The sequence below is a fragment of the Mediterraneibacter sp. 210702-DFI.5.30 genome (assembly GCF_020560115.1).
GTDB classification, from domain to species: Bacteria; Bacillota; Clostridia; order Lachnospirales; family Lachnospiraceae; genus Mediterraneibacter; species Mediterraneibacter faecis.
On sequence record NZ_JAJCME010000015.1, the window covers coordinates 42,584 to 60,354 of the forward strand.

Annotated in this window: 19 protein-coding genes, 1 tRNA gene and 1 pseudogene; 12 read left to right on the plus strand and 9 right to left on the minus strand. The window is 41.9% G+C overall.

Annotation, left to right across the window (positions count from 1 at the left end; all coding sequences use genetic code 11):
• The first annotated feature begins 63 nt into the window (after positions 1–63).
• From cls to LI126_RS13055, 3 genes are read left to right on the plus strand one after another with little or no spacing between them, the layout of a single operon-like run.
• Positions 64–1,539 (plus strand): cardiolipin synthase, encoded by a 1,476-nt coding sequence (gene cls, locus LI126_RS13045; RefSeq protein WP_020436804.1) that lies wholly within the window; start codon positions 64–66, stop codon positions 1,537–1,539.
• 52 nt (positions 1,540–1,591) lie between these two features.
• Positions 1,592–2,662 (plus strand): trigger factor, encoded by a 1,071-nt coding sequence (gene tig / locus LI126_RS13050; RefSeq protein WP_055148377.1) that lies wholly within the window; start codon positions 1,592–1,594, stop codon positions 2,660–2,662.
• A gap of 28 nt (positions 2,663–2,690) precedes the next feature.
• Positions 2,691–3,563 (plus strand): aldose 1-epimerase family protein, encoded by an 873-nt coding sequence (locus tag LI126_RS13055; protein WP_055173467.1) that lies wholly within the window; start codon positions 2,691–2,693, stop codon positions 3,561–3,563.
• 49 nt (positions 3,564–3,612) lie between these two features.
• On the opposite strand, the gene LI126_RS13060 is transcribed toward LI126_RS13055, so the two are convergent.
• The 9 genes from LI126_RS13060 to LI126_RS13100 are packed head-to-tail and all read right to left on the minus strand — an operon-like array spanning position 3,613 to position 12,178.
• Positions 3,613–4,242, minus strand: coding sequence for a V-type ATP synthase subunit D (locus LI126_RS13060; protein ID WP_055166441.1), 630 nt, complete (start codon positions 4,240–4,242; stop codon positions 3,613–3,615).
• Positions 4,243–4,259: 17 nt separating this feature from the next.
• Complete coding sequence (locus tag LI126_RS13065) at positions 4,260–5,645, minus strand: V-type ATP synthase subunit B (RefSeq protein ID WP_117499326.1); 1,386 nt, start codon at positions 5,643–5,645, stop codon at positions 4,260–4,262.
• A 15-nt stretch (positions 5,646–5,660) separates the two neighbouring features.
• Positions 5,661–7,430 carry a V-type ATP synthase subunit A gene (locus tag LI126_RS13070; RefSeq protein WP_020436808.1) on the minus strand — a complete coding sequence of 590 codons (1,770 nt, stop codon included), beginning with the start codon at positions 7,428–7,430 and terminating at the stop codon, positions 5,661–5,663.
• Positions 7,423–8,010 (minus strand): V-type ATP synthase subunit E, encoded by a 588-nt coding sequence (locus LI126_RS13075; protein WP_055148380.1) that lies wholly within the window; start codon positions 8,008–8,010, stop codon positions 7,423–7,425. Before LI126_RS13075 ends, LI126_RS13070 begins: the two co-directional genes overlap by 8 nt.
• A gap of 36 nt (positions 8,011–8,046) precedes the next feature.
• Positions 8,047–8,355, minus strand: coding sequence for a V-type ATP synthase subunit F (locus tag LI126_RS13080; RefSeq protein WP_020436810.1), 309 nt, complete (start codon positions 8,353–8,355; stop codon positions 8,047–8,049).
• Positions 8,356–8,385: 30 nt separating this feature from the next.
• Positions 8,386–8,826, minus strand: coding sequence for an ATP synthase subunit C (locus tag LI126_RS13085; RefSeq protein WP_015529375.1), 441 nt, complete (start codon positions 8,824–8,826; stop codon positions 8,386–8,388).
• A 59-nt stretch (positions 8,827–8,885) separates the two neighbouring features.
• Complete coding sequence (locus LI126_RS13090; protein WP_117499328.1) at positions 8,886–10,820, minus strand: V-type ATP synthase subunit I; 1,935 nt, start codon at positions 10,818–10,820, stop codon at positions 8,886–8,888.
• Positions 10,817–11,863: a V0D/AC39 family V-type ATPase subunit gene (locus tag LI126_RS13095; RefSeq protein WP_020436812.1), complete on the minus strand. Its 1,047-nt coding sequence runs from the start codon at positions 11,861–11,863 to the stop codon at positions 10,817–10,819. The genes LI126_RS13090 and LI126_RS13095 overlap by 4 nt, the downstream gene beginning before the upstream one ends.
• Before the next feature lie 3 nt (positions 11,864–11,866).
• On the minus strand, positions 11,867–12,178 hold the full coding sequence (locus LI126_RS13100; protein WP_055148383.1) for a hypothetical protein: 312 nt from the start codon (positions 12,176–12,178) through the stop codon (positions 11,867–11,869).
• A 309-nt stretch (positions 12,179–12,487) separates the two neighbouring features.
• Between LI126_RS13100 and trmB the strand changes: the two genes are divergently transcribed.
• From trmB to LI126_RS13145, 9 genes and pseudogenes are all read left to right on the plus strand, one after another.
• Positions 12,488–13,138 (plus strand): tRNA (guanosine(46)-N7)-methyltransferase TrmB, encoded by a 651-nt coding sequence (gene trmB / locus LI126_RS13105; RefSeq protein WP_054754104.1) that lies wholly within the window; start codon positions 12,488–12,490, stop codon positions 13,136–13,138.
• Between the two features lie 345 nt (positions 13,139–13,483).
• Positions 13,484–13,556: transfer RNA gene (locus tag LI126_RS13110), tRNA-Lys, on the plus strand.
• A gap of 365 nt (positions 13,557–13,921) precedes the next feature.
• Positions 13,922–15,448, plus strand: coding sequence for a Y-family DNA polymerase (locus tag LI126_RS13115; RefSeq protein ID WP_227165535.1), 1,527 nt, complete (start codon positions 13,922–13,924; stop codon positions 15,446–15,448).
• 45 nt (positions 15,449–15,493) lie between these two features.
• Positions 15,494–15,928, plus strand: coding sequence for a hypothetical protein (locus LI126_RS13120; protein WP_227165532.1), 435 nt, complete (start codon positions 15,494–15,496; stop codon positions 15,926–15,928).
• Positions 15,929–15,947: 19 nt separating this feature from the next.
• Positions 15,948–16,166, plus strand: a pseudogene (locus LI126_RS13125) (type II toxin-antitoxin system HicB family antitoxin); the annotation flags it as partial.
• A 254-nt stretch (positions 16,167–16,420) separates the two neighbouring features.
• On the plus strand, positions 16,421–16,642 hold the full coding sequence (locus LI126_RS13130) for a helix-turn-helix domain-containing protein (protein WP_055148387.1): 222 nt from the start codon (positions 16,421–16,423) through the stop codon (positions 16,640–16,642).
• Complete coding sequence (locus LI126_RS13135; RefSeq protein WP_227165533.1) at positions 16,635–16,874, plus strand: HipA N-terminal domain-containing protein; 240 nt, start codon at positions 16,635–16,637, stop codon at positions 16,872–16,874. Before LI126_RS13130 ends, LI126_RS13135 begins: the two co-directional genes overlap by 8 nt.
• Positions 16,862–17,311, plus strand: coding sequence for a HipA domain-containing protein (locus LI126_RS13140; protein WP_055148391.1), 450 nt, complete (start codon positions 16,862–16,864; stop codon positions 17,309–17,311). The genes LI126_RS13135 and LI126_RS13140 overlap by 13 nt, the downstream gene beginning before the upstream one ends.
• A gap of 29 nt (positions 17,312–17,340) precedes the next feature.
• Entirely contained in the window at positions 17,341–17,742 is a 402-nt protein-coding gene (locus LI126_RS13145) for a hypothetical protein (RefSeq protein WP_227165534.1), read from the plus strand.
• Positions 17,743–17,771: the final 29 nt, after the last annotated feature.

The window sequence follows — 17,771 nt, forward strand, 5'->3', positions numbered from 1 at the left end:
GAATATGATGGGGTATAGTGAGCAATAATATTTTCACGTTGATTAAGAGAAAGGAAGAGTTGAATGGCAGAGACAATATGGAACACAGTGGTGATGGTTTTTCATTTTATTATGAAGAATATCGTTATCATTAATATTCTTTTATCTCTGATTATTGTATTCTTTGAAAGAAGATCACCGCAGGCAGTATGGACATGGCTGCTTTTGCTTTATTTTATTCCGATTGTCGGATTTATTCTATATCTGATCATAGGGCAGGATTATCACAAGAATAAGATGTTTAAGGCGAAGGAGATTGAAGGTGAGCTGAAATACGCTGTGCGAAGGCAGGAGGAAACCATTTATCACAGGCAGCTGAAGATGACGAGTCCGGCACTTAACCGGTTCCGGGATCTTGTGCTTTATAATCTGGAGGCCGGACAGGCAGTTCTGACAGATAATAATGATATCCGTATTTATACAGATGGTAAAGAGAAGTTTCATGCACTGATCGAGGAAATGAAACGCGCGAAGAAATATATCCATGTACAGTATTATATTATCAGGAACGATGAAGTGTGGCAGGATATAGAGAAGGTATTGATCGAGAAAGCACATGAAGGTGTAGAAGTCAGAGTTTTGTTTGACAGTATGGGATGTCGTACCATGCACAAAAGAGATTGGGACAGGCTGAAATGCGAAGGAATTCGGGTCGCAGAATTCTTCCCGGCGATTCTGGGACAGCTTCAGATGCGTGTGAATTATCGAAATCACAGAAAGATTGTCGTGATTGATGGAAAGGTTGGCTTTGTTGGTGGTTTCAATGTAGGCAGGGAATATATTGGAAAAGATGAAAAGTTTGGTTATTGGAGAGATACACATTTGTGTATTGAAGGTGCAGCGGTCACATCTCTTGCAGTGAGGTTTGTCCTGGATTGGAATTATGCAGCTCATGAGAACTTGTTTTTGGAAGATCATTTGTTTGAGATTCCGCAGTATGACAGGCATGGATTTGATCCGGTACAGATTATCTCAAGTGGACCGGATTCACAGACGAAGACAATCCATGACAATTATCTTCATCTGATCCACAGTGCAAGAAATCATGTTTATATACAGACACCGTATTTCATACCGGATGCGTCCATTCTGGATGCGTTGAAGATTGCAAGCAGATCCGGGGTAGATGTCAGAATTATGATCCCATGCAAACCAGATCATCCATTCGTTTACTGGGCAACGTATTCTTATATTGGGGAGATGGTTGCAGCAGGCGCAAAATGTTATGTCTATAATAATGGATTCCTTCACGCAAAGACATTATCAGTAGATGGCATGGTTGCCTGCGTAGGTACAGCGAATATGGACATCCGAAGTTTTGGCCTGAATTTTGAAGTGAATGCAACAATCTATAGTGAGCGTACAGTGCAGAGGTTGGAAAGAGCTTTTGAGAATGATATGACAAAGAGTACGCAAGTGACACGAAAGATATATGAGGAGAGGAATTTACTGATCCGGTTCAAGGAACAGTTTTCCAGATTACTGTCACCACTTTTATAGTGGATAAGACAAAAAAATAAAAAAGAAATTATAAAAGAGGAGAAACAGGAAAATGAAAAAAAGAGTGATTGCGGTTCTTACAGCGGTTCTGATGACAGCATCTTTAGCAGGATGCGGAAGTGGTAAGTTGTCTAATGATTATGTGACAGTGAACAAATATAAAGGACTTGAAGTAACAGAGGTTGCCAAAAACGAGGTGTCCGATGATTCTGTAGAGCAGGAGATACAGTCCAGACTGGAAGCTGCTGCGCCAGAACAGGATGTAACAGACCGCGCGGCACAGAGCGGAGACTGGGTAAATATTGACTATACAGGAACTCTGGATGGAGTTGCATTTGACGGTGGCACAGCTACAGGATATGATCTGGAACTTGGATCAGGATCGTTTATCGGAGCTTCAGGCGATTATCAGGGATTTGAAGACCAGATTGTGGGACATAATACCGGCGAAGAGTTTGATATCACTGTACAGTTTCCTGAGAATTATCAGAGTTCTGATCTTGCAGGAAAACCGGCAAATTTCCACATTGTATTGAATAAGATTTATCAAAAAGTAACACCGGAGCTTACAGACGAGTGGGTTGCAAATAATAGTGAAAGCAGCAAGACGGTTGATGAATACAAGGAAGAGGTAAAAAATTCTCTTCAGGAGCAGCAGGACGATTCAGGTAATTCACAGTTGAAACAAGAAGTACAGACTGCTTTACTGGATCAGATAGAGGTAAATAAATATCCTGACGGTGCAGTAGATGAGCAGGTGAAACAGGCAAATGATTACTATACACAGATCGCACAGATGTACGGAGTAGAGCTGAGTGATTTTATTACAACTTATCTGAAGATGACAGAAGATCAATTTAACAAAAAAATTGAAGACTCAGCAAAGCAGGCTGTTCAGCTTGAAGAAGCTGTAAAACTGATCGCCAAGAAAGAGAAACTGGAACCGTCTGATAAGGAATATAAAGAAGGAATGCAGGAGTATGCGGACAAAGCCGGAGCAGATCTGGATACCTACAAAGAGCAGGTGGGAGAAGATGTTCTGAAAGATGCAATCCTTCGTGATAAAGTACTGGATTATCTGGTAGACAATTGCGTACAGGTAGAGCAGTCTGATAATAATTAAGGGGAATAAAGGAGGAACAAAAAGCATGATTAAAATGGAGAATGATGTGCTTAGCGTAGAGATTGCTGAGCATGGTGCGGAGCTGACAAAACTGTATAACAAGAAAACAGGTACAGATCTTCTCTGGGATGCAGAACCCAAATTTTGGAAACGTCATTCACCGGTGCTATTTCCAAATGTGGGAAAAACCTATAAGAACACAGTGAAGATCAACGGCACACACTATCCGACATCACAGCATGGATTTGCAAGAGACAGTGAGTTCAAATGTATTCATGCAGGCAAAGAAACATCAATCTTTCTTCTGACATCAACAGAAGAGATGAAGGAAGTTTATCCATTTGATTTTGAACTTTTCATTACTTATACACTGGAAAAAAATGTACTCCATGTAAAATGGGAAGTAAAGAACCCGTCTGATGAGACAATTTATTTCACAATCGGAGCGCATCCGGCCTTCCGCTTTGCAAAGAACGAGGAAGGAAAGACAGATTATATTCTGAAGTTCCCTGGAAAAGATGAATTGAAGTATTGTCTGATCAATATGAAAGAAATGGCTCCTGATCCGGAGAAACTGCATGAGATGAAACTAAATGAAGAGACATATCCGTTGACAGAAGAACTTTTTGAAAATGATGCGTTGATCTTTGATAATACGCAGATTGAAGAAGCATGGATCTGTCATAAAGACGGAACTCCGTATGTGGGAGTTAAGTCAGAAGGATTCCCAAGCTATGGAATCTGGTCTGTAAAAGACGCACCGTTTGTCTGCCTGGAACCATGGATGGGAAGATGCGATAATATTGGATTTGATAAAGAAATCTCTGAGAAGCCTGGAATTAATAAGGTAGAGAGCGGAGAGACTTTTGAAAAAGAATATCAGATCGTTGTTGCAATATGAGAATTCAGGCATACTGAGAATAGTATCCTGTGGAAAGGAAAAGCCCCCGTTAACCGGAGGCTTTTTTCTCTTTCATTCTCTTGATCACTTTCAGACGCGTGAACTCTTCACGCTCTTTTTCTTCCAGTGCATTGGTGATCGAATAGACCAGATTTGAATACATTGGAATTGTAATGTTCTGGAGAGCATTTGCTCGTTTCTGCGTCTTCTTGATATTACTTGCGAGACGGTAAGCGGCGTTTTCAACCATGGAGAGCTTGATCGTAAGGTCTTTTACCTTGCGGAAGGCCTCACGGGCAATATCAATCGATTCCTTTGTGGTACTGAAGGCATAGGTCGGCTGACCTGCGTCCGGGATATATTTCACATGAGGAATCTCGGTTCCCATGATACTTCGCGTCTGGATCGTTATGGAATTTTCAATCGGTACAGTGTAGGCGAGCTGTTCTACCATGCTGATACCGTTTTCGATATTAGCACGCTGCAGACATTGATACGCATAAGTAAATGTTGAATCAATCTCTTCCTGTATGGTGCGTGCTTCTTCAATCAGATCCATCAGTTCACGAATCAGGATGTTACGCTTCTTATCCATCAGATCATAACCCTGCCGGGCAAGTGCAAGAGAGTTCTTGGCCAGCATCAGATTACCTTTTGTTGGAAATGTACGTGGATCCATGAAGCTCCCTCCTTTCCCTAGTCTTCTACAGCAGGTTTATAGTATTTATCAAGAATCTTCGTATCAACACGGTCGAGTTCTTCTCTAGGGAGTTTTCCTAAAAGTTTCCATCCCAGATCCAAAGTCTCTTCCATCGTACGGTTCTCATTAACACCCTGTCCGATGTAGTGCTGTTCAAAGTCGATTCCGAATTCCAAATATTTCTTATCCAGTGGTGAAAGTTCATCTTCACCGATAACAGAAGCCAGATTTCTTGCATCTCCAACTTTTGCATAAGCGGAGAATAACTGATTGGCAAGATCCTGATGATCTTCACGTGTAAAACCTTCTCCGATACCGTCCTTCATCAGACGGGAAAGGGATGGCAGGATATTGATCGGAGGATAGATTGACTGCCCATGGAGCGGGCGGTCAAGTACAATCTGTCCCTCGGTGATATATCCCGTTAGGTCAGGAATCGGATGCGTGATATCGTCGTTTGGCATAGTCAAGATCGGAAGCTGTGTTACAGATCCGTTTACGCCTTGTACAATACCGGCACGTTCGTAGATGGTTGCCAGTTCACTATACAGATATCCCGGGAATCCTTTACGGCTAGGAATTTCTCCTTTTGAGGAAGAGACCTCACGCATGGCTTCTGCGAAAGAAGTCATATCGGTAAGGATAACGAGGATATGCATATTTTGTTCAAATGCCAGATACTCCGCAGCTGTCAGTGCAACCTTTGGCGTGATCAGACGTTCTACAACCGGGTCATTTGCCAGATTCAAAAACATTGCTACATGATCGGCAACACCGCTTTCTTCAAATGTGTTACGGAAGAAATCAGCAACGTCATGTTTGACACCCATAGCAGCGAATACGATTGCAAATTTTTCATCAGAATCGCTTCCAAGAGAAGCCTGTTTTACAATCTGTGCAGCAAGCTGATCGTGCGGAAGTCCATTTCCGGAGAAAATCGGAAGCTTCTGTCCACGAATCAGAGTTGTCAGTCCGTCGATCGCGGAAATTCCGGTGTGGATATAGTTTCTTGGGTATTCTCTGCGGACCGGGTTGAGCGGAAGTCCGTTCACATCTCTTTTTAAAGTGGAGACAAGCGGCCCGAGGTCATCGATCGGCTGTCCGATACCGTTGAAGGTACGGCCAAGGATATCCGGGGAGAGTGCAATCTCCATCGGGTGTCCGGTCAGTTTCGTATGTGTATTTTTCAGGGACATATTTTCAGAACCTTCGAAGACCTGGATTACTGCCTTGTCTTCGTAAATCTCTACAATACGTCCTATTTTGCGTTCTGTGCCGTCTACGACAAATTCTACGATCTCATCGTAAAAGGCGTCCTGTACGCCCTCTAACACGATCAGAGGGCCGTTGATACTGCTTAAGCCAAGATATTCAATTGACATGATAGTGGTCCCTCCTTATGCATTTTTCTCAAGTACGTGCTGATAGAAAGCGTCAATATCTCTGTGATACTGTGCAAACATTTCCGGGCGGTTATTTGGAACATCATATTTGATCGCAATGACACGATCGAAAATATTCTCAGATTTTAATACGGACATCGGATGTCCCATTGTGACAAGGGTACGTGCCTGCTTGTAAAGGTACAGGATCGTATCCATCATCAAGAACTGTTTTTCCATAGAAACGCAGGTGTCATCCGGGTGGAATGCATTTTGCTGCAGGAAACCAAGACGAATCACACGGGCAATCTCAAGGACAAGTTTCTGATCATCCGGGAGTACGTCGCTTCCGATCAGTTTTACAATCTCAAGAAGACTGCTTTCCTGATTCAAAAGTGCCATCAGACGGTTGCGGTAATCAACGAATTTCGGAGATACATTGTCCTGATACCAGTGACTTAAGTCGTTCAGATACTCACTGTAACTTGTCAGCCAGTGGATGGCCGGGAAATGTCTTGCATAGGCAAGGCTCTTATCCAGTCCCCAGAAGCAGCGGACGAATCGTTTGGTGTTCTGTGTAACCGGCTCGGAGAAGTCACCACCTTGTGGGGAGACAGCACCGATGATCGTGACAGAACCGTCTGTTCCGTTTAAGTTATGCATCATTCCGGCGCGCTCGTAGAACGCAGACAGACGGGACGCAAGATAAGCCGGGAAACCTTCCTCGGCAGGCATCTCTTCCAGACGTCCGGAAAGTTCTCGAAGAGCCTCAGCCCAACGGGAAGTGGAGTCGGCCATGATCGCTACATCGTAGCCCATGTCACGGTAATATTCTGCCAGAGTGAGTCCGGTGTAAATGCTGGCTTCACGGGCAGCAACAGGCATGTTGGAAGTATTGGCAATCAGTGTAGTACGGTCCATCAGAGGTTTGCCGGTACGAGGATCGGTCAGTTCGCTGAACTCTTCCAAAACCTGTGTCATCTCATTTCCACGCTCACCGCATCCGATATAGATGATGATATCTGCATCGGCCCATTTCGCAATCTGATGCTGTGTCATGGTCTTTCCGGTTCCGAATCCTCCAGGGATGGCAGCGGTACCGCCCTTTGCAATCGGGAACATGGTATCGATGATACGTTGTCCGGTAACAAGCGGAACAGATGCCGGGAAACGGTGATGAGTCGGTCGCGGAGTACGGATCGGCCAATGCTGAGTCATTGTCAGTTCTTTCTCCTGTCCGTTAGGAAGTTCCAGGCGAACCAAAGGTTCGTCAATTGTGTATTCACCGTCTGCAACAGTCACAAGAACAGTTCCCTCTACTTCAGGAGGAACCATACATTTATGAGTGATCGCATGTGTTTCAGGAACTTCTGCGATAATATCACCTGCATGGAGATAATCTCCCTGCTTTACAGTGATGTGTGTTTTCCATTTCTTTGTACGGTCCAGAGAATCGACACTGACACCGCGTGTGATAAATGCGCCGCCGGAGGATTCTGCGATATCTTCCAGTGGACGTTCGATACCATCAAAAATGTTGTTCAGGATACCGGGTGCAAGTGTTACGGATACCGGACTTCCGCTGGCAATAACTTCTTCGCCCGGGCGAAGCCCCGTTGTTTCCTCATAAACCTGAACGGTTGTCATATCTTTATCCAGTGCAATGACTTCTCCGACTAACTTCTGTTCGCCGACATAGACCATCTCGGACATACGGAATCCTGTGTTGCCTTTCAGATAAATGACGGGACCATTGATGCCGTAAATTTTCGCTGTCTTAAGCAATGCCGTCACCTCCTAAAAATACAAATTTGTCATACTGTTCTTTCAGCTGTGTGCTGAAGGAATTATCGATCAAAATGTTGCGGGAACGGATGACAGCACGGACACCGCCCCGGAAATCTTCGGCGCTGATCGTCAGATGAACTCTTGTAGCACCTTCCAGATCAGAACGTTTTTTTTCATCAGTTGGGTTAATATAGATCGTAAGCTCATCATTTCCGGCAAAAGCCACCGCTTTGCGGATGCATTTGATAAGAAAATCATCATAAGCTTCCGTCTTCATAAATTCATCGATTAATGCGTCTGCTTCCTCGAAGATCTTGTCTTTCAATTCTTGCTGAACCTTGCTTTGACGACGTTTGATCTCCAGCTGGGACTTGGCGAGCGCCTGATTCAGTGAGAGCTTCGCATTGGCAGCTTCCGCCTTGATGCGAGTTTCTGACTGTCTTGTGGCTTCTGCCTTATGATCTTCGAAAACCTTCTCCAGGGCAGCCTGATGGGTGTCAATGATGACATTTCCCTCTAAGCGGGCCTGCTCCATGGATGTGGTTTGCAGGTGTGCGATTTTTTCTTCCAGAGTCAAGAGGAATCCCTCCTTTAGTTCGTAATATAATTGCGTTTATAATTTCAGTCCGATCGCCTCAGTGATATATGAGGTGATAAAGTCTTTCTGACGACCGGTTCCGTGGCGGTCAGGAATTTCGATCAATAACGGCATCTTTCGCTCCAGTCGGAAAGTGTCGATAATGTCAGGAAATTCCTGACCGAACTTCTCAGTCAGAAGAACAATGCCGACAGTCGGATCGGAAAGCACTTTTTCCAAAGCCTGTTTCAGCTCATCCCGTTCGTGGACGACAACTCCGTCTACACCGGCAAGACGCATTCCGGTGTAAGTGTCGACATTGTCACTGATCAGATACATTTTCATAGGCGGCTCCTTTCTGTTGAAAATCAGAAATTAGAGATTTCCTAAGATCATGAAAGAGATGATCAGTCCGTACAGACAAACACCTTCGGCAAGTCCTACGAAGATCAAGGATTTACCAAGAACGCTGGAATCCTCGCTGATTGCTCCAAGTGCTGCGCTGGCTGCACTTGCAACAGCGATACCACCGCCGATACAGGAAAGACCTGTAACAAGTGCGGCTGCAAGATATCCCATTCCTGTTGCGATTGTAGCACCGGAAGATGCGGCAGCTTCAGCAGCCTGTACATTTGCCGGACCTGCAAGCATCATGATAGATGCAATGGCAAATGCGCCGAAGAAGAAAAATGCGTTGACACCGATTGTACGTTTGTAGCGTTTTTTGTTCTTTTCACCGATCAGATAATATCCGAATGGGATGATGATACTTAAAACAAGTGCTGCGATAAAGATGATTTTTGTTGCTAAACTCATAGTGGAATCCTCCTGATTTCTATACATTTTATAGCTGTCATAAATTTATGATCCAACAGTTACTTTGTTTTCTTTTTAGTATATGGATCGAATGCACGTCCGCTTCCTTTGTAGAAACGGCTGAACATCTCATAATATTCCAGACGAAGTACCTGAATACCTACGATCAGTCCTTCGAATCCGCATACGAACAGGTTGCCGAAGATTACTCCGAACCAGTTCGGATTTCCGCTTTCAGCGCCGGCCAGCTGAAGTACTACTTCCATGATAGCGGCATGGCTGACAGCAAATGCACCGATACGGATAAAGGAAATAGTGTTTGAGAAATAACTGAGCAATGTCTCAAACATCTCGAAAAAGCCTTGTACGATGTACATTCCAGGGCCTGTTTCCATCTTGTCGGCACGTTTCTCAATCATGCGGGTCAGAGGCTCTTTCAGGAAAATGAGAAGCAGCGGGACACCAAACATGATACCCATGACAATACCACCTGGAAGCGGATTGCCTGTCATAAAGAGAACGATGGTTACTACAACGGCAATGTAGAAAATAAGTCCTGCCACACCGTTTGGATCAAACCAGGTACTTTCGATATCTTTGCTTCTTGCGGCATTGATAATATGTAGGATCATTGCTACGATGATCAGGAACATACCAAATGCGACAGCAACGATAAACACTGTGTTCAGTTTGCCGAGGAACGGCAGTGTAGTCATATGGTCGATTGGTCGTATCCACAATGGTTCAATGATGTCTTCAAATCCGAAAATACTTCCGAACATAAATCCGAAGATTGTGGAAAATACACCGGCAGTTGCGATAATTCCGGCAAGTGGAGCTTTCTTAAAGTGATAGATCAAGGCTCCACCGATTAAAAGCAAAAGCCCCTGTCCGACATCTCCGAACATAACTCCGAAAATAAAGGAGTATGTGATCGCTACGAAAATGGTTGGATCCATCTCATTGTGAGCCGGAAGACCATACATCTGAATGTACATCTCAAATGGTTTGAATAGCTTCGGATTTTCCAGCTTTGTCGGCGGTTCTCCGAAGTATGCATCATGGTCGTCTTCGACAACGACAAAGACTTTATCATCATCTTTGATCTCTTCCAAAAACTTCTCTACATCATCTTCTGCCATCCATCCGCAGAGGATATAAGAATCATCCTGGCTGTCTTTCATCCGGGCAGCCATCTTACGGATGTCAAAGTTCTTGGAGAGTTCCTCCAGACGGTTTTTCGCTGCAATGAGCTGTGGAGCTCTGTCAGAAAGCATCTCTCCGGCTTCTTTATCTAGATCCTGGATCTCCAGATTGATCCTTGCAATGTCGCGTTCCAGTGACTGGTAAGCGAAAGACGGAGTCCCTTCAAATTCATCTTTCAGCTCGATGCGTTCAAAATGAAGAGAACGGAAAACAGCATCTACCTTTTGTGCTTCTCCCGGAGAAACGAAGTAAGCGCCGTATACGAAGCTTTCATCGCGTTCACCTTCAACGAAGATTGCACTCAAATCATCCATCAGATATTTATTCATCTTGTGATAAGATTCCAGCGCGATCCGTCCGAAACGATATGTAATATATCGATATCCGAGTACCTTGTGAAGATCACAGTCGAGGGGGCGGAATGGGGAGAGCAGTTGCTGTTTGGCACGGAGCTCTTCAATCTTAGCTTTCTTTTTCTCTTTCTTTGCCTGCAGACCTTCATAATCCTCGCAGGCTTTGCGAACAACTTCAAACATGTCGTCAAGACCTAAAGAATCATCCGGTGTAACATCATCTACATTCGGAAGATAGCCGACGAACTGGGTTGCCTGGGCAAGTACATCCCGGTACGGATTAAGCTCTACGAACGGGCGAAGATTATCGACTGTCTTAAGCTCGGACAGTGCGGACTCCAGCTGGATCTCATAACGTGAGAGATACAAGTCTGTGACACGGTCGATATCATCCCGCGGACCGGAAATGTTGATAAATTTCATTTTAACAATCATTGGGTTCTACCTCCAACGTACGCTAACGTTTCGCCTGGTGTAAGTCCGTAACGGATGCATTCCAGAGCGGTAGTCAGCTTTTTGATTTCTTCTTCTTTTAAGAAGAGGTAAGTGTTGACAGCGGCGATGGAGTAAGGATTCCGTCTTCTGTCAATGGTGTACAGATGATGGAGACATTCTGAATACATCTGCTCCATGGTAAGCTGCTCAGTGGATTCATAGCGGCGGGCATAAGGAGTCTGATTGCAGAGTGTCTGCAGTTCTTCCAATGTCGTTGCCTCGACCATTCCTTTGATCAAGTCAGTAGACAGACGATAGTGGATCGGAAGAATCAGCTGATAAATGTCAGCAGGTTTCATATTAAAATATTTCTTGGCTCTGTAGATCCACTGCATATTGAGCAGATCAATCTGAGTGCCGCAGTCTCGCTGATATAATTCCTTATCTTCCTTTTTAAACACCTTTTTCCGTGCTTTCCAAAGGGTAGTAAAATAATAAAGATTCAATGCCAGATCGTAGTCATATAGGGTGACAGAAGGAGAATCCTTTAATTTCTTTAAAGGTTCATAATATTCTGTATCCTTTAATGTCTCGATCAGTTCATCGGTGGTGCGTGAGGTGATCAGTTTCTCGATCGATATCTGTGAATACCGGTCGAAGAAAGGACGCTTGTAATCAAGATCAAAAGGTTTCTGATAATGGTTGATCACAATCCTCAAACAATAATTGATCAGCTCAACTTCATAAGATTTCAGACGTAGCTTCATAAGCTTACGCTGTTTCTGTCCACAAAAGCGGTAAAGCTTTGCGTAGTCGCGGTAAAGTGAACGAGTCAGAATCTTCTCAATACTTCCTCTGTGAAGCTGTTCGGGGGCCAGTTCTTCTAAAATATCTGCGTAAGCAGTTTCTTTCTTCAGATATTCAACTACCTCGGGAACATTATGTAGAGAAGCAATTTCCTCAAACTGTGCCGGGGTAAGGAGTTTGGCTTCCATTGCCCGGGTTTTCGTTACAATACCACTGTATTCCAGTAGATTTCCCATAGGCTACACCTCAGTGATCCGTCGGAGAATCTCATGAGCATAATCAGAATGCTTTTCATCGTATTCCTTCTGCAGGGCATTAAGTTCATCCTGACTCTCCTGACTTTGCCCGGATAAGATCCGTGAGGTCTCCGCTTCCAGTTTGTCACGAATTTCTTGAATCTGCCGCTGCGTATCGGCTTCAAGCTCTTTGTCGAAATCCATCCGCTTTTTGTCAAATTTTTCATCTAATGCGGACTTTTCGGCTTCTGCATGTTGCACGATTGCAGATGCGGCGGATTCAATCTCTGTCAATTTGTTTATAATAGAGTCCATAACCAGCCTCCTTTTTGTTAGAAATTCATAATATCTTTTATAATACACCTTTTGGAGAAAATTACAAGCAATCTGAAAAGATAATTTATGTTAAATATCCAAAGGTATTGGAGATAGAGACTGTGAGTCTGAGAATGTCATTAGTATTCTTCAAAATGGCTTTCTTGTGTGGACAGTAATTAGTTGTGAGATGAGAAAAATCATGTTATGATAAGACCTGAAATAATCCGCAGATATCAAAGAAGGTTTTACCTTATATATAGAAAGTACGCAGTAATGCTGTGGTGAAGAACAGGAGAAAAATAGCAGATGAGATTAAGAAATATACCAAGAGCAGATGGCGTGATCGATGCACATCGTGCTGTGATCAAGAAACCAGAGGAGCAGAGAGGACAGTGGGCTCAGGTCTTTGGAAATGAGAAACCAATTCAGATTGAAATCGGAATGGGAAAGGGCCAGTTTATTTTGAATATGGCTAAGGCTCACCCGGAGATCAATTTTATTGGAATTGAACGTTATTCCAGCGTACTGCTTCGTGCACTTGAAAAATATGATACAGAGGAATTTGAAAATCTTGAGAATATCCGTTTTATCTGCATGGATGCAAGAGAGATTGAAGCAGTGTTTGCACCGGCAGAGGTGGATAAGATCTTCTTGAACTTCTCAGATCCGTGGCCAAAGGCTAGACATGCGAAACGTAGATTAACATCAACAGAATTCCTTGCAAGATATGAGAAGGTTCTTGTGGAAAATGGAAGAGTAGAATTTAAGACAGATAATACTGAACTTTTCAACTTTTCTCTGGAGCAGGTGAAAGAAGCTGGATGGGAACTGCTTGCTTATACTTACGACCTACATCATCAGGAAGAGATGAATAAGGGGAATATTATGACAGAATATGAGCAGAAATTCTCAGAAAAGGGAAATCCAATCAATAAACTGATTGCACAGAGAAAATAAGCATCATATATTATATAGAAAGAGTAGAATTCACAGGAGAACAGGATGAGACGGGGAAAATGTTGGAAAGCTGGGATCCGTGAGTTGTGTTATTGCCATCAGAGACTGAATCGAAGGATTGTCTGCATTTGCAGATCCTTCGAGGAGGTGTATCGAATTTTAAATAGGGGATATTGCAACAAAGACACGGGAAAGAAGAAACGTTGCTGATATCGTCTAAATTGTATATGAAATTAATAATTTTGAAAAAAATGAAAAAATTTGAAAAAAGGGGTTGCATTCTGGCAACAACTGATATATAATACTATTTGTGTTGAGGAACACGAGACACAAAAACAAAAGAATGCGCGATTAGCTCAGTTGGTAGAGCACCTGACTCTTAATCAGGGTGTCCAGGGTTCGAACCCCTGATCGCGCACTAACAATCACTGTTTTTACAGACATGGGAGCTGTGGGGACGGTGATTTTTTTGTGCGCAAATATGCGGTTTCTGACCATTGAACCAGAAATCGCTATGAATTGTAAAGACGAAGTGACTTGCCGCGAAATCTGTCGCGAACTGGTCGCAGATTGGTCGCGAGGAAATAAATAGTCCCAAAAAGTTCTGAAAAAGATAAAAAGAGTAATTGACCTGAATTATTCATGGCACAGTTATTAGTTCAGATATTGTTCCATGAATAATTCAGGTTAAAGAAATATTATATACGGTTGACTTTTTTCTGTTAAATTGATTATACTATAGCATAATTTACTTAAAGGAATTTAAAAAGGGGGCGTAGAATGATGGCAAAGCAAAAGACCTATATCGCAATCGACCTCAAATCATTCTATGCTTCTGTGGAATGTAAAGAGCGAAATCGTGATCCTTTAACAACAAATCTTGTGGTGGCTGATAAAAGCAGGACGGAGAAAACAATATGTCTTGCGGTATCTCCGTCATTAAAAAGCTATGGGATACCCGGCAGACCGCGTTTGTTTGAAGTCGTGCAAAAGGTAAAAGAAGTTAATAACAGCCGCAGGTGGAAAGCACCGAATCGATCATTTACTGGTTCATCCGATGACAGTACAGAATTAAATACGAATCCGGCGTTAGAGATTGATTATATCGTTGCACCACCTCGTATGGCATATTACCTGGAGTATAGCACAAAAATTTACAGTGTATATCTGAAATATATTGCTCCGGAAGATATTTTCCCTTACTCGATTGATGAAGTATTCATAGATGCAACAGATTATCTAAACACCTATCAGATGACTGCAAGGGAACTTGCCATGACGATGATACAGGATGTTTTGAAAACAACAGGAATTACAGCAACAGCCGGAATCGGCACGAATATGTATTTGTGTAAGATTGCGATGGATATTGTGGCAAAGCATGTTGAGCCAGATGAGAATGGTGTGCGGATTGCCGAACTGGATGAAATGTCATACCGCAGACAATTATGGAGTCACAGACCGATTACAGACTTTTGGAGAGTAGGCAAAGGTTATGCAAAGAAGCTGGAAGAACACGGACTTTTTACGATGGGAGATATTGCAAGGTGTTCTATTGGAAAATCAAATGAACTGTATAACGAAGAACTTCTTTATAAGCTGTTTGGAATCAATGCAGAATTGTTGATAGATCATGCCTGGGGATACGAGCCTTGTACTTTGGAGCATGTCAAGGCGTACAAGCCGGAAACTAACAGTGTAAGCTCCGGACAAGTACTTCACTGCCCGTATGATTTTGATAAGGCGAAGCTGGCTGTAAAAGAGATGACCGATCTTATGGTTTTGGATCTAGTTGATAAGGGACTTGTTACCGATCAGGTTGTATTGACTGTAGGTTATGATATAGAAAATCTGACAGACCCAAATAGGAGCGGGAAATATAATGGTGATGTTACGATTGACAGATATGGAAGAAAAGTTCCAAAACATGCTCACGGAACAACGAATCTGAAAAGGCAGACATCGTCAACAATGCTGATTACAGATGCTGTGATGGAGCTGTATGACAGAATTGTGGATAAAAATCTGCTTATCAGAAGAATTAATATTACAGCGAACAGACTTGTAGACGAGAGCATATCAAAGAAAGAAGAAAAGTATGAGCAGCTTGATCTTTTTACGGATTATAAAGCAAAAGAACAGGAGCGAGCTGAAGAAGAAGTGGTTTTAGAACGTGAAAGACGTATGCAACAGACAATGCTTACAATAAAAAAGAAATTCGGGAAGAATGCCATTTTGAAAGGAATGAACCTTCAGGAGGGAGCAACAGCCAAAGACCGTAACGAACAGATAGGTGGACATAAGGCATAGAAAAATAAATACGGACACCTATGCCATTGTAAACGGAGGAAGATTATGAAGAATCAAGACAATCACAGCTATGATGATATTATAAATCTGCCGAATCCAACTTCAACGAAACATCCTCGTATGCCCCTTTCTGACAGGGCAGCACAGTTTTCACCTTTTGCGGCACTTACCGGACACGAAGCAGCCATTAAGGAAACTGCAAGGCGAACAGATGAAAAATTGATGTTGAGTGATGAAGTTATAGCAGAAATAAATGTAAAGCTGAACCTGATTGCAGAAACCATTGGTACACAACAAAGGATTAGAATCACATATTTTGTACCGGATAATAAAAAAGCCGGGGGAGCATATATTTCCTGCTCTGGTTGTGTAAAAAAGATTGATGAATATGAACATACAGTTGTTATGGAAGATAAGACAGTTATCCCAATTGAACAAATAAGTAATATAGAGGGAGAAATGTTTGGAGATATGTTTTAGTAACGCGAGGAGAAGATGAATGAAAACCTTGAACGATTACATGGCAATGTCCTACCGTATGGAAATTGTAGAAGACAAAGAAGAGGGAGGATTTGTAGTTTTTTATCCAGATTTGCCAGGCTGTATTACTTGTGGCGAAACAATAGAAAGTGCAGTAGAAAATGCACAGGATGCAAAAAAGGCGTGGCTTGAAGCTGCGTTGGAAGAGGGGATAGAAATTCATGAGCCAGTTAGCTTGGGAGGGGTGTGATGTACATATTTCAAGATATTAAAATTTGCGAACAACTTCCTAAACGCTTACCGAAAGGAAGGACTTTGACATCACATTAAAAAGCACCTTGTAGGTGCTTTTTCGTACGTGGGAAGATTATTTTATTGTTGACAAAGCCGAACGGCTTATTTTATATATAAATCACAGGAATAAAGCCGAACGGCTTAAAAAATCAAATTGAAAACAAAATAAAGCCGAACGGCTAATTTTATGGAGACAATATGAAAATTATAGATTCGATAACATTAGGAGCAACTATAAGGGCAAGAAGAAAAGAATTAGGTTATACGCAGAGTGATTTGGCAGAATTTACTGGATTCAGTATCAGTTTTATTTCTGACTTAGAAAGAGGGAAGAAGACGGCAGAGATTGGAAAAGCTTTACAGTTAATTCAACTGTTAGGAATGGATATAAAAATAGAAAAGAGGGGATCAGATGAGTAGAATATTATCTGTTTATATTGAGAAAAACGGAAAACAGGAATATGTAGGTAAGATTGTTGGGGATTCTTCAGTAGATGCTTGTTTTTCTTATGATGATAGTTACATAGAAAAGAATGGAAAACCAATTTCTATTAGCTTACCTTTAGAAGAGAAAACCTTTGATGAAAAAAGGACAAGATATTTTTTTGAAGGTCTTTTGCCGGAAGGATTCACAAGAAAATGTTTGAAGTGATTAGAAAATGTTCTTCAAATCCATTAGAAGATCAGAAAAAATTGTGGGATATTTGTATCTTTAATTATCTAATTGGAAATACAGATAATCATATAAAAAATGTATCGTTGCTTTATGCAGAAAATTTGAATGACATTCGTCTTGCGCCGGCATATGACATGGTCAGCACAATGATTTATGAGAGTAGCACAGAAAATATGTCTTTAGGAATTGGTGGGATTTATGATATACGAAAAATTACAAAAGAATCTTTTGAGGATGAAGCGGTAGCTATCGGGTTGGGTAAAAAGTTTGCAATGCAGAGAATTGACGAAATGAGAGAAGGCGTCCAGGATGCGTTAAATGAGGCAACAGAAAGCTTGGCAGCAGAAGGATTTGATTCTGCGGAAGAAGTAAAAGAAAGAATTATGCAAAGAGGAGGAATTCATTATTTGTAATATTTGCGGGGAATAGTTTATATCAAAGAATGGATAAACAAAAGTGTATTAAAGCTCTTCTAGATAATTTATATGAAGTATATTTACAAGAAGGTACCATTGAAAAATACCAGAGTCATATTCAATGGGCATTCAAAGAGGCGATTAATAATATGAGATGTTTTTTCAAAAATGATTCTTTTTCATGTGAAAATGAGTATAGGGTTATATTGAAAATACCAGAAGAATTATTATTGGAAGAAACTACTGGACAAGATGGAATTCTAAAAAAAGGCCAATTTAAACGTGAAAATATTTTAATACCTTATGTGGATTATAAATTTAAAAGGGATAGCTTAAAGGGAATTACGTTGAATCCTTATGTCAAAGAAAAAGAAAGTGTATTTGAATTGGGAATCAGAGAATTAGAGACTATGAAGAAAAGTCTGTAAATAAAAATCTTCTATGATAATGATTGAGC

Bases quoted from the DNA above. Each gene is read 5' to 3' on its own strand.
- cls (WP_020436804.1), top strand. From the start codon at position 64: ATGGCAGAGACAATATGGAACACAGTGGTGATGGTTTTTCATTTTATT.
- tig (WP_055148377.1), top strand. From the start codon at position 1,592: ATGAAAAAAAGAGTGATTGCGGTTCTTACAGCGGTTCTGATGACAGCA.
- LI126_RS13060 (WP_055166441.1), bottom strand. From the start codon at position 4,242: ATGGATCCACGTACATTTCCAACAAAAGGTAATCTGATGCTGGCCAAG.
- LI126_RS13065 (WP_117499326.1), bottom strand. From the start codon at position 5,645: ATGTCAATTGAATATCTTGGCTTAAGCAGTATCAACGGCCCTCTGATC.
- LI126_RS13080 (WP_020436810.1), bottom strand. From the start codon at position 8,355: ATGAAAATGTATCTGATCAGTGACAATGTCGACACTTACACCGGAATG.
- LI126_RS13085 (WP_015529375.1), bottom strand. From the start codon at position 8,826: ATGAGTTTAGCAACAAAAATCATCTTTATCGCAGCACTTGTTTTAAGT.
- LI126_RS13090 (WP_117499328.1), bottom strand. From the start codon at position 10,820: ATGATTGTTAAAATGAAATTTATCAACATTTCCGGTCCGCGGGATGAT.
- LI126_RS13095 (WP_020436812.1), bottom strand. From the start codon at position 11,863: ATGGGAAATCTACTGGAATACAGTGGTATTGTAACGAAAACCCGGGCA.
- LI126_RS13100 (WP_055148383.1), bottom strand. From the start codon at position 12,178: ATGGACTCTATTATAAACAAATTGACAGAGATTGAATCCGCCGCATCT.
- trmB (WP_054754104.1), top strand. From the start codon at position 12,488: ATGAGATTAAGAAATATACCAAGAGCAGATGGCGTGATCGATGCACAT.
- LI126_RS13115 (WP_227165535.1), top strand. From the start codon at position 13,922: ATGGCAAAGCAAAAGACCTATATCGCAATCGACCTCAAATCATTCTAT.
- LI126_RS13120 (WP_227165532.1), top strand. From the start codon at position 15,494: ATGAAGAATCAAGACAATCACAGCTATGATGATATTATAAATCTGCCG.
- LI126_RS13130 (WP_055148387.1), top strand. From the start codon at position 16,421: ATGAAAATTATAGATTCGATAACATTAGGAGCAACTATAAGGGCAAGA.
- LI126_RS13135 (WP_227165533.1), top strand. From the start codon at position 16,635: ATGAGTAGAATATTATCTGTTTATATTGAGAAAAACGGAAAACAGGAA.
- LI126_RS13140 (WP_055148391.1), top strand. From the start codon at position 16,862: ATGTTTGAAGTGATTAGAAAATGTTCTTCAAATCCATTAGAAGATCAG.
- LI126_RS13145 (WP_227165534.1), top strand. From the start codon at position 17,341: ATGGATAAACAAAAGTGTATTAAAGCTCTTCTAGATAATTTATATGAA.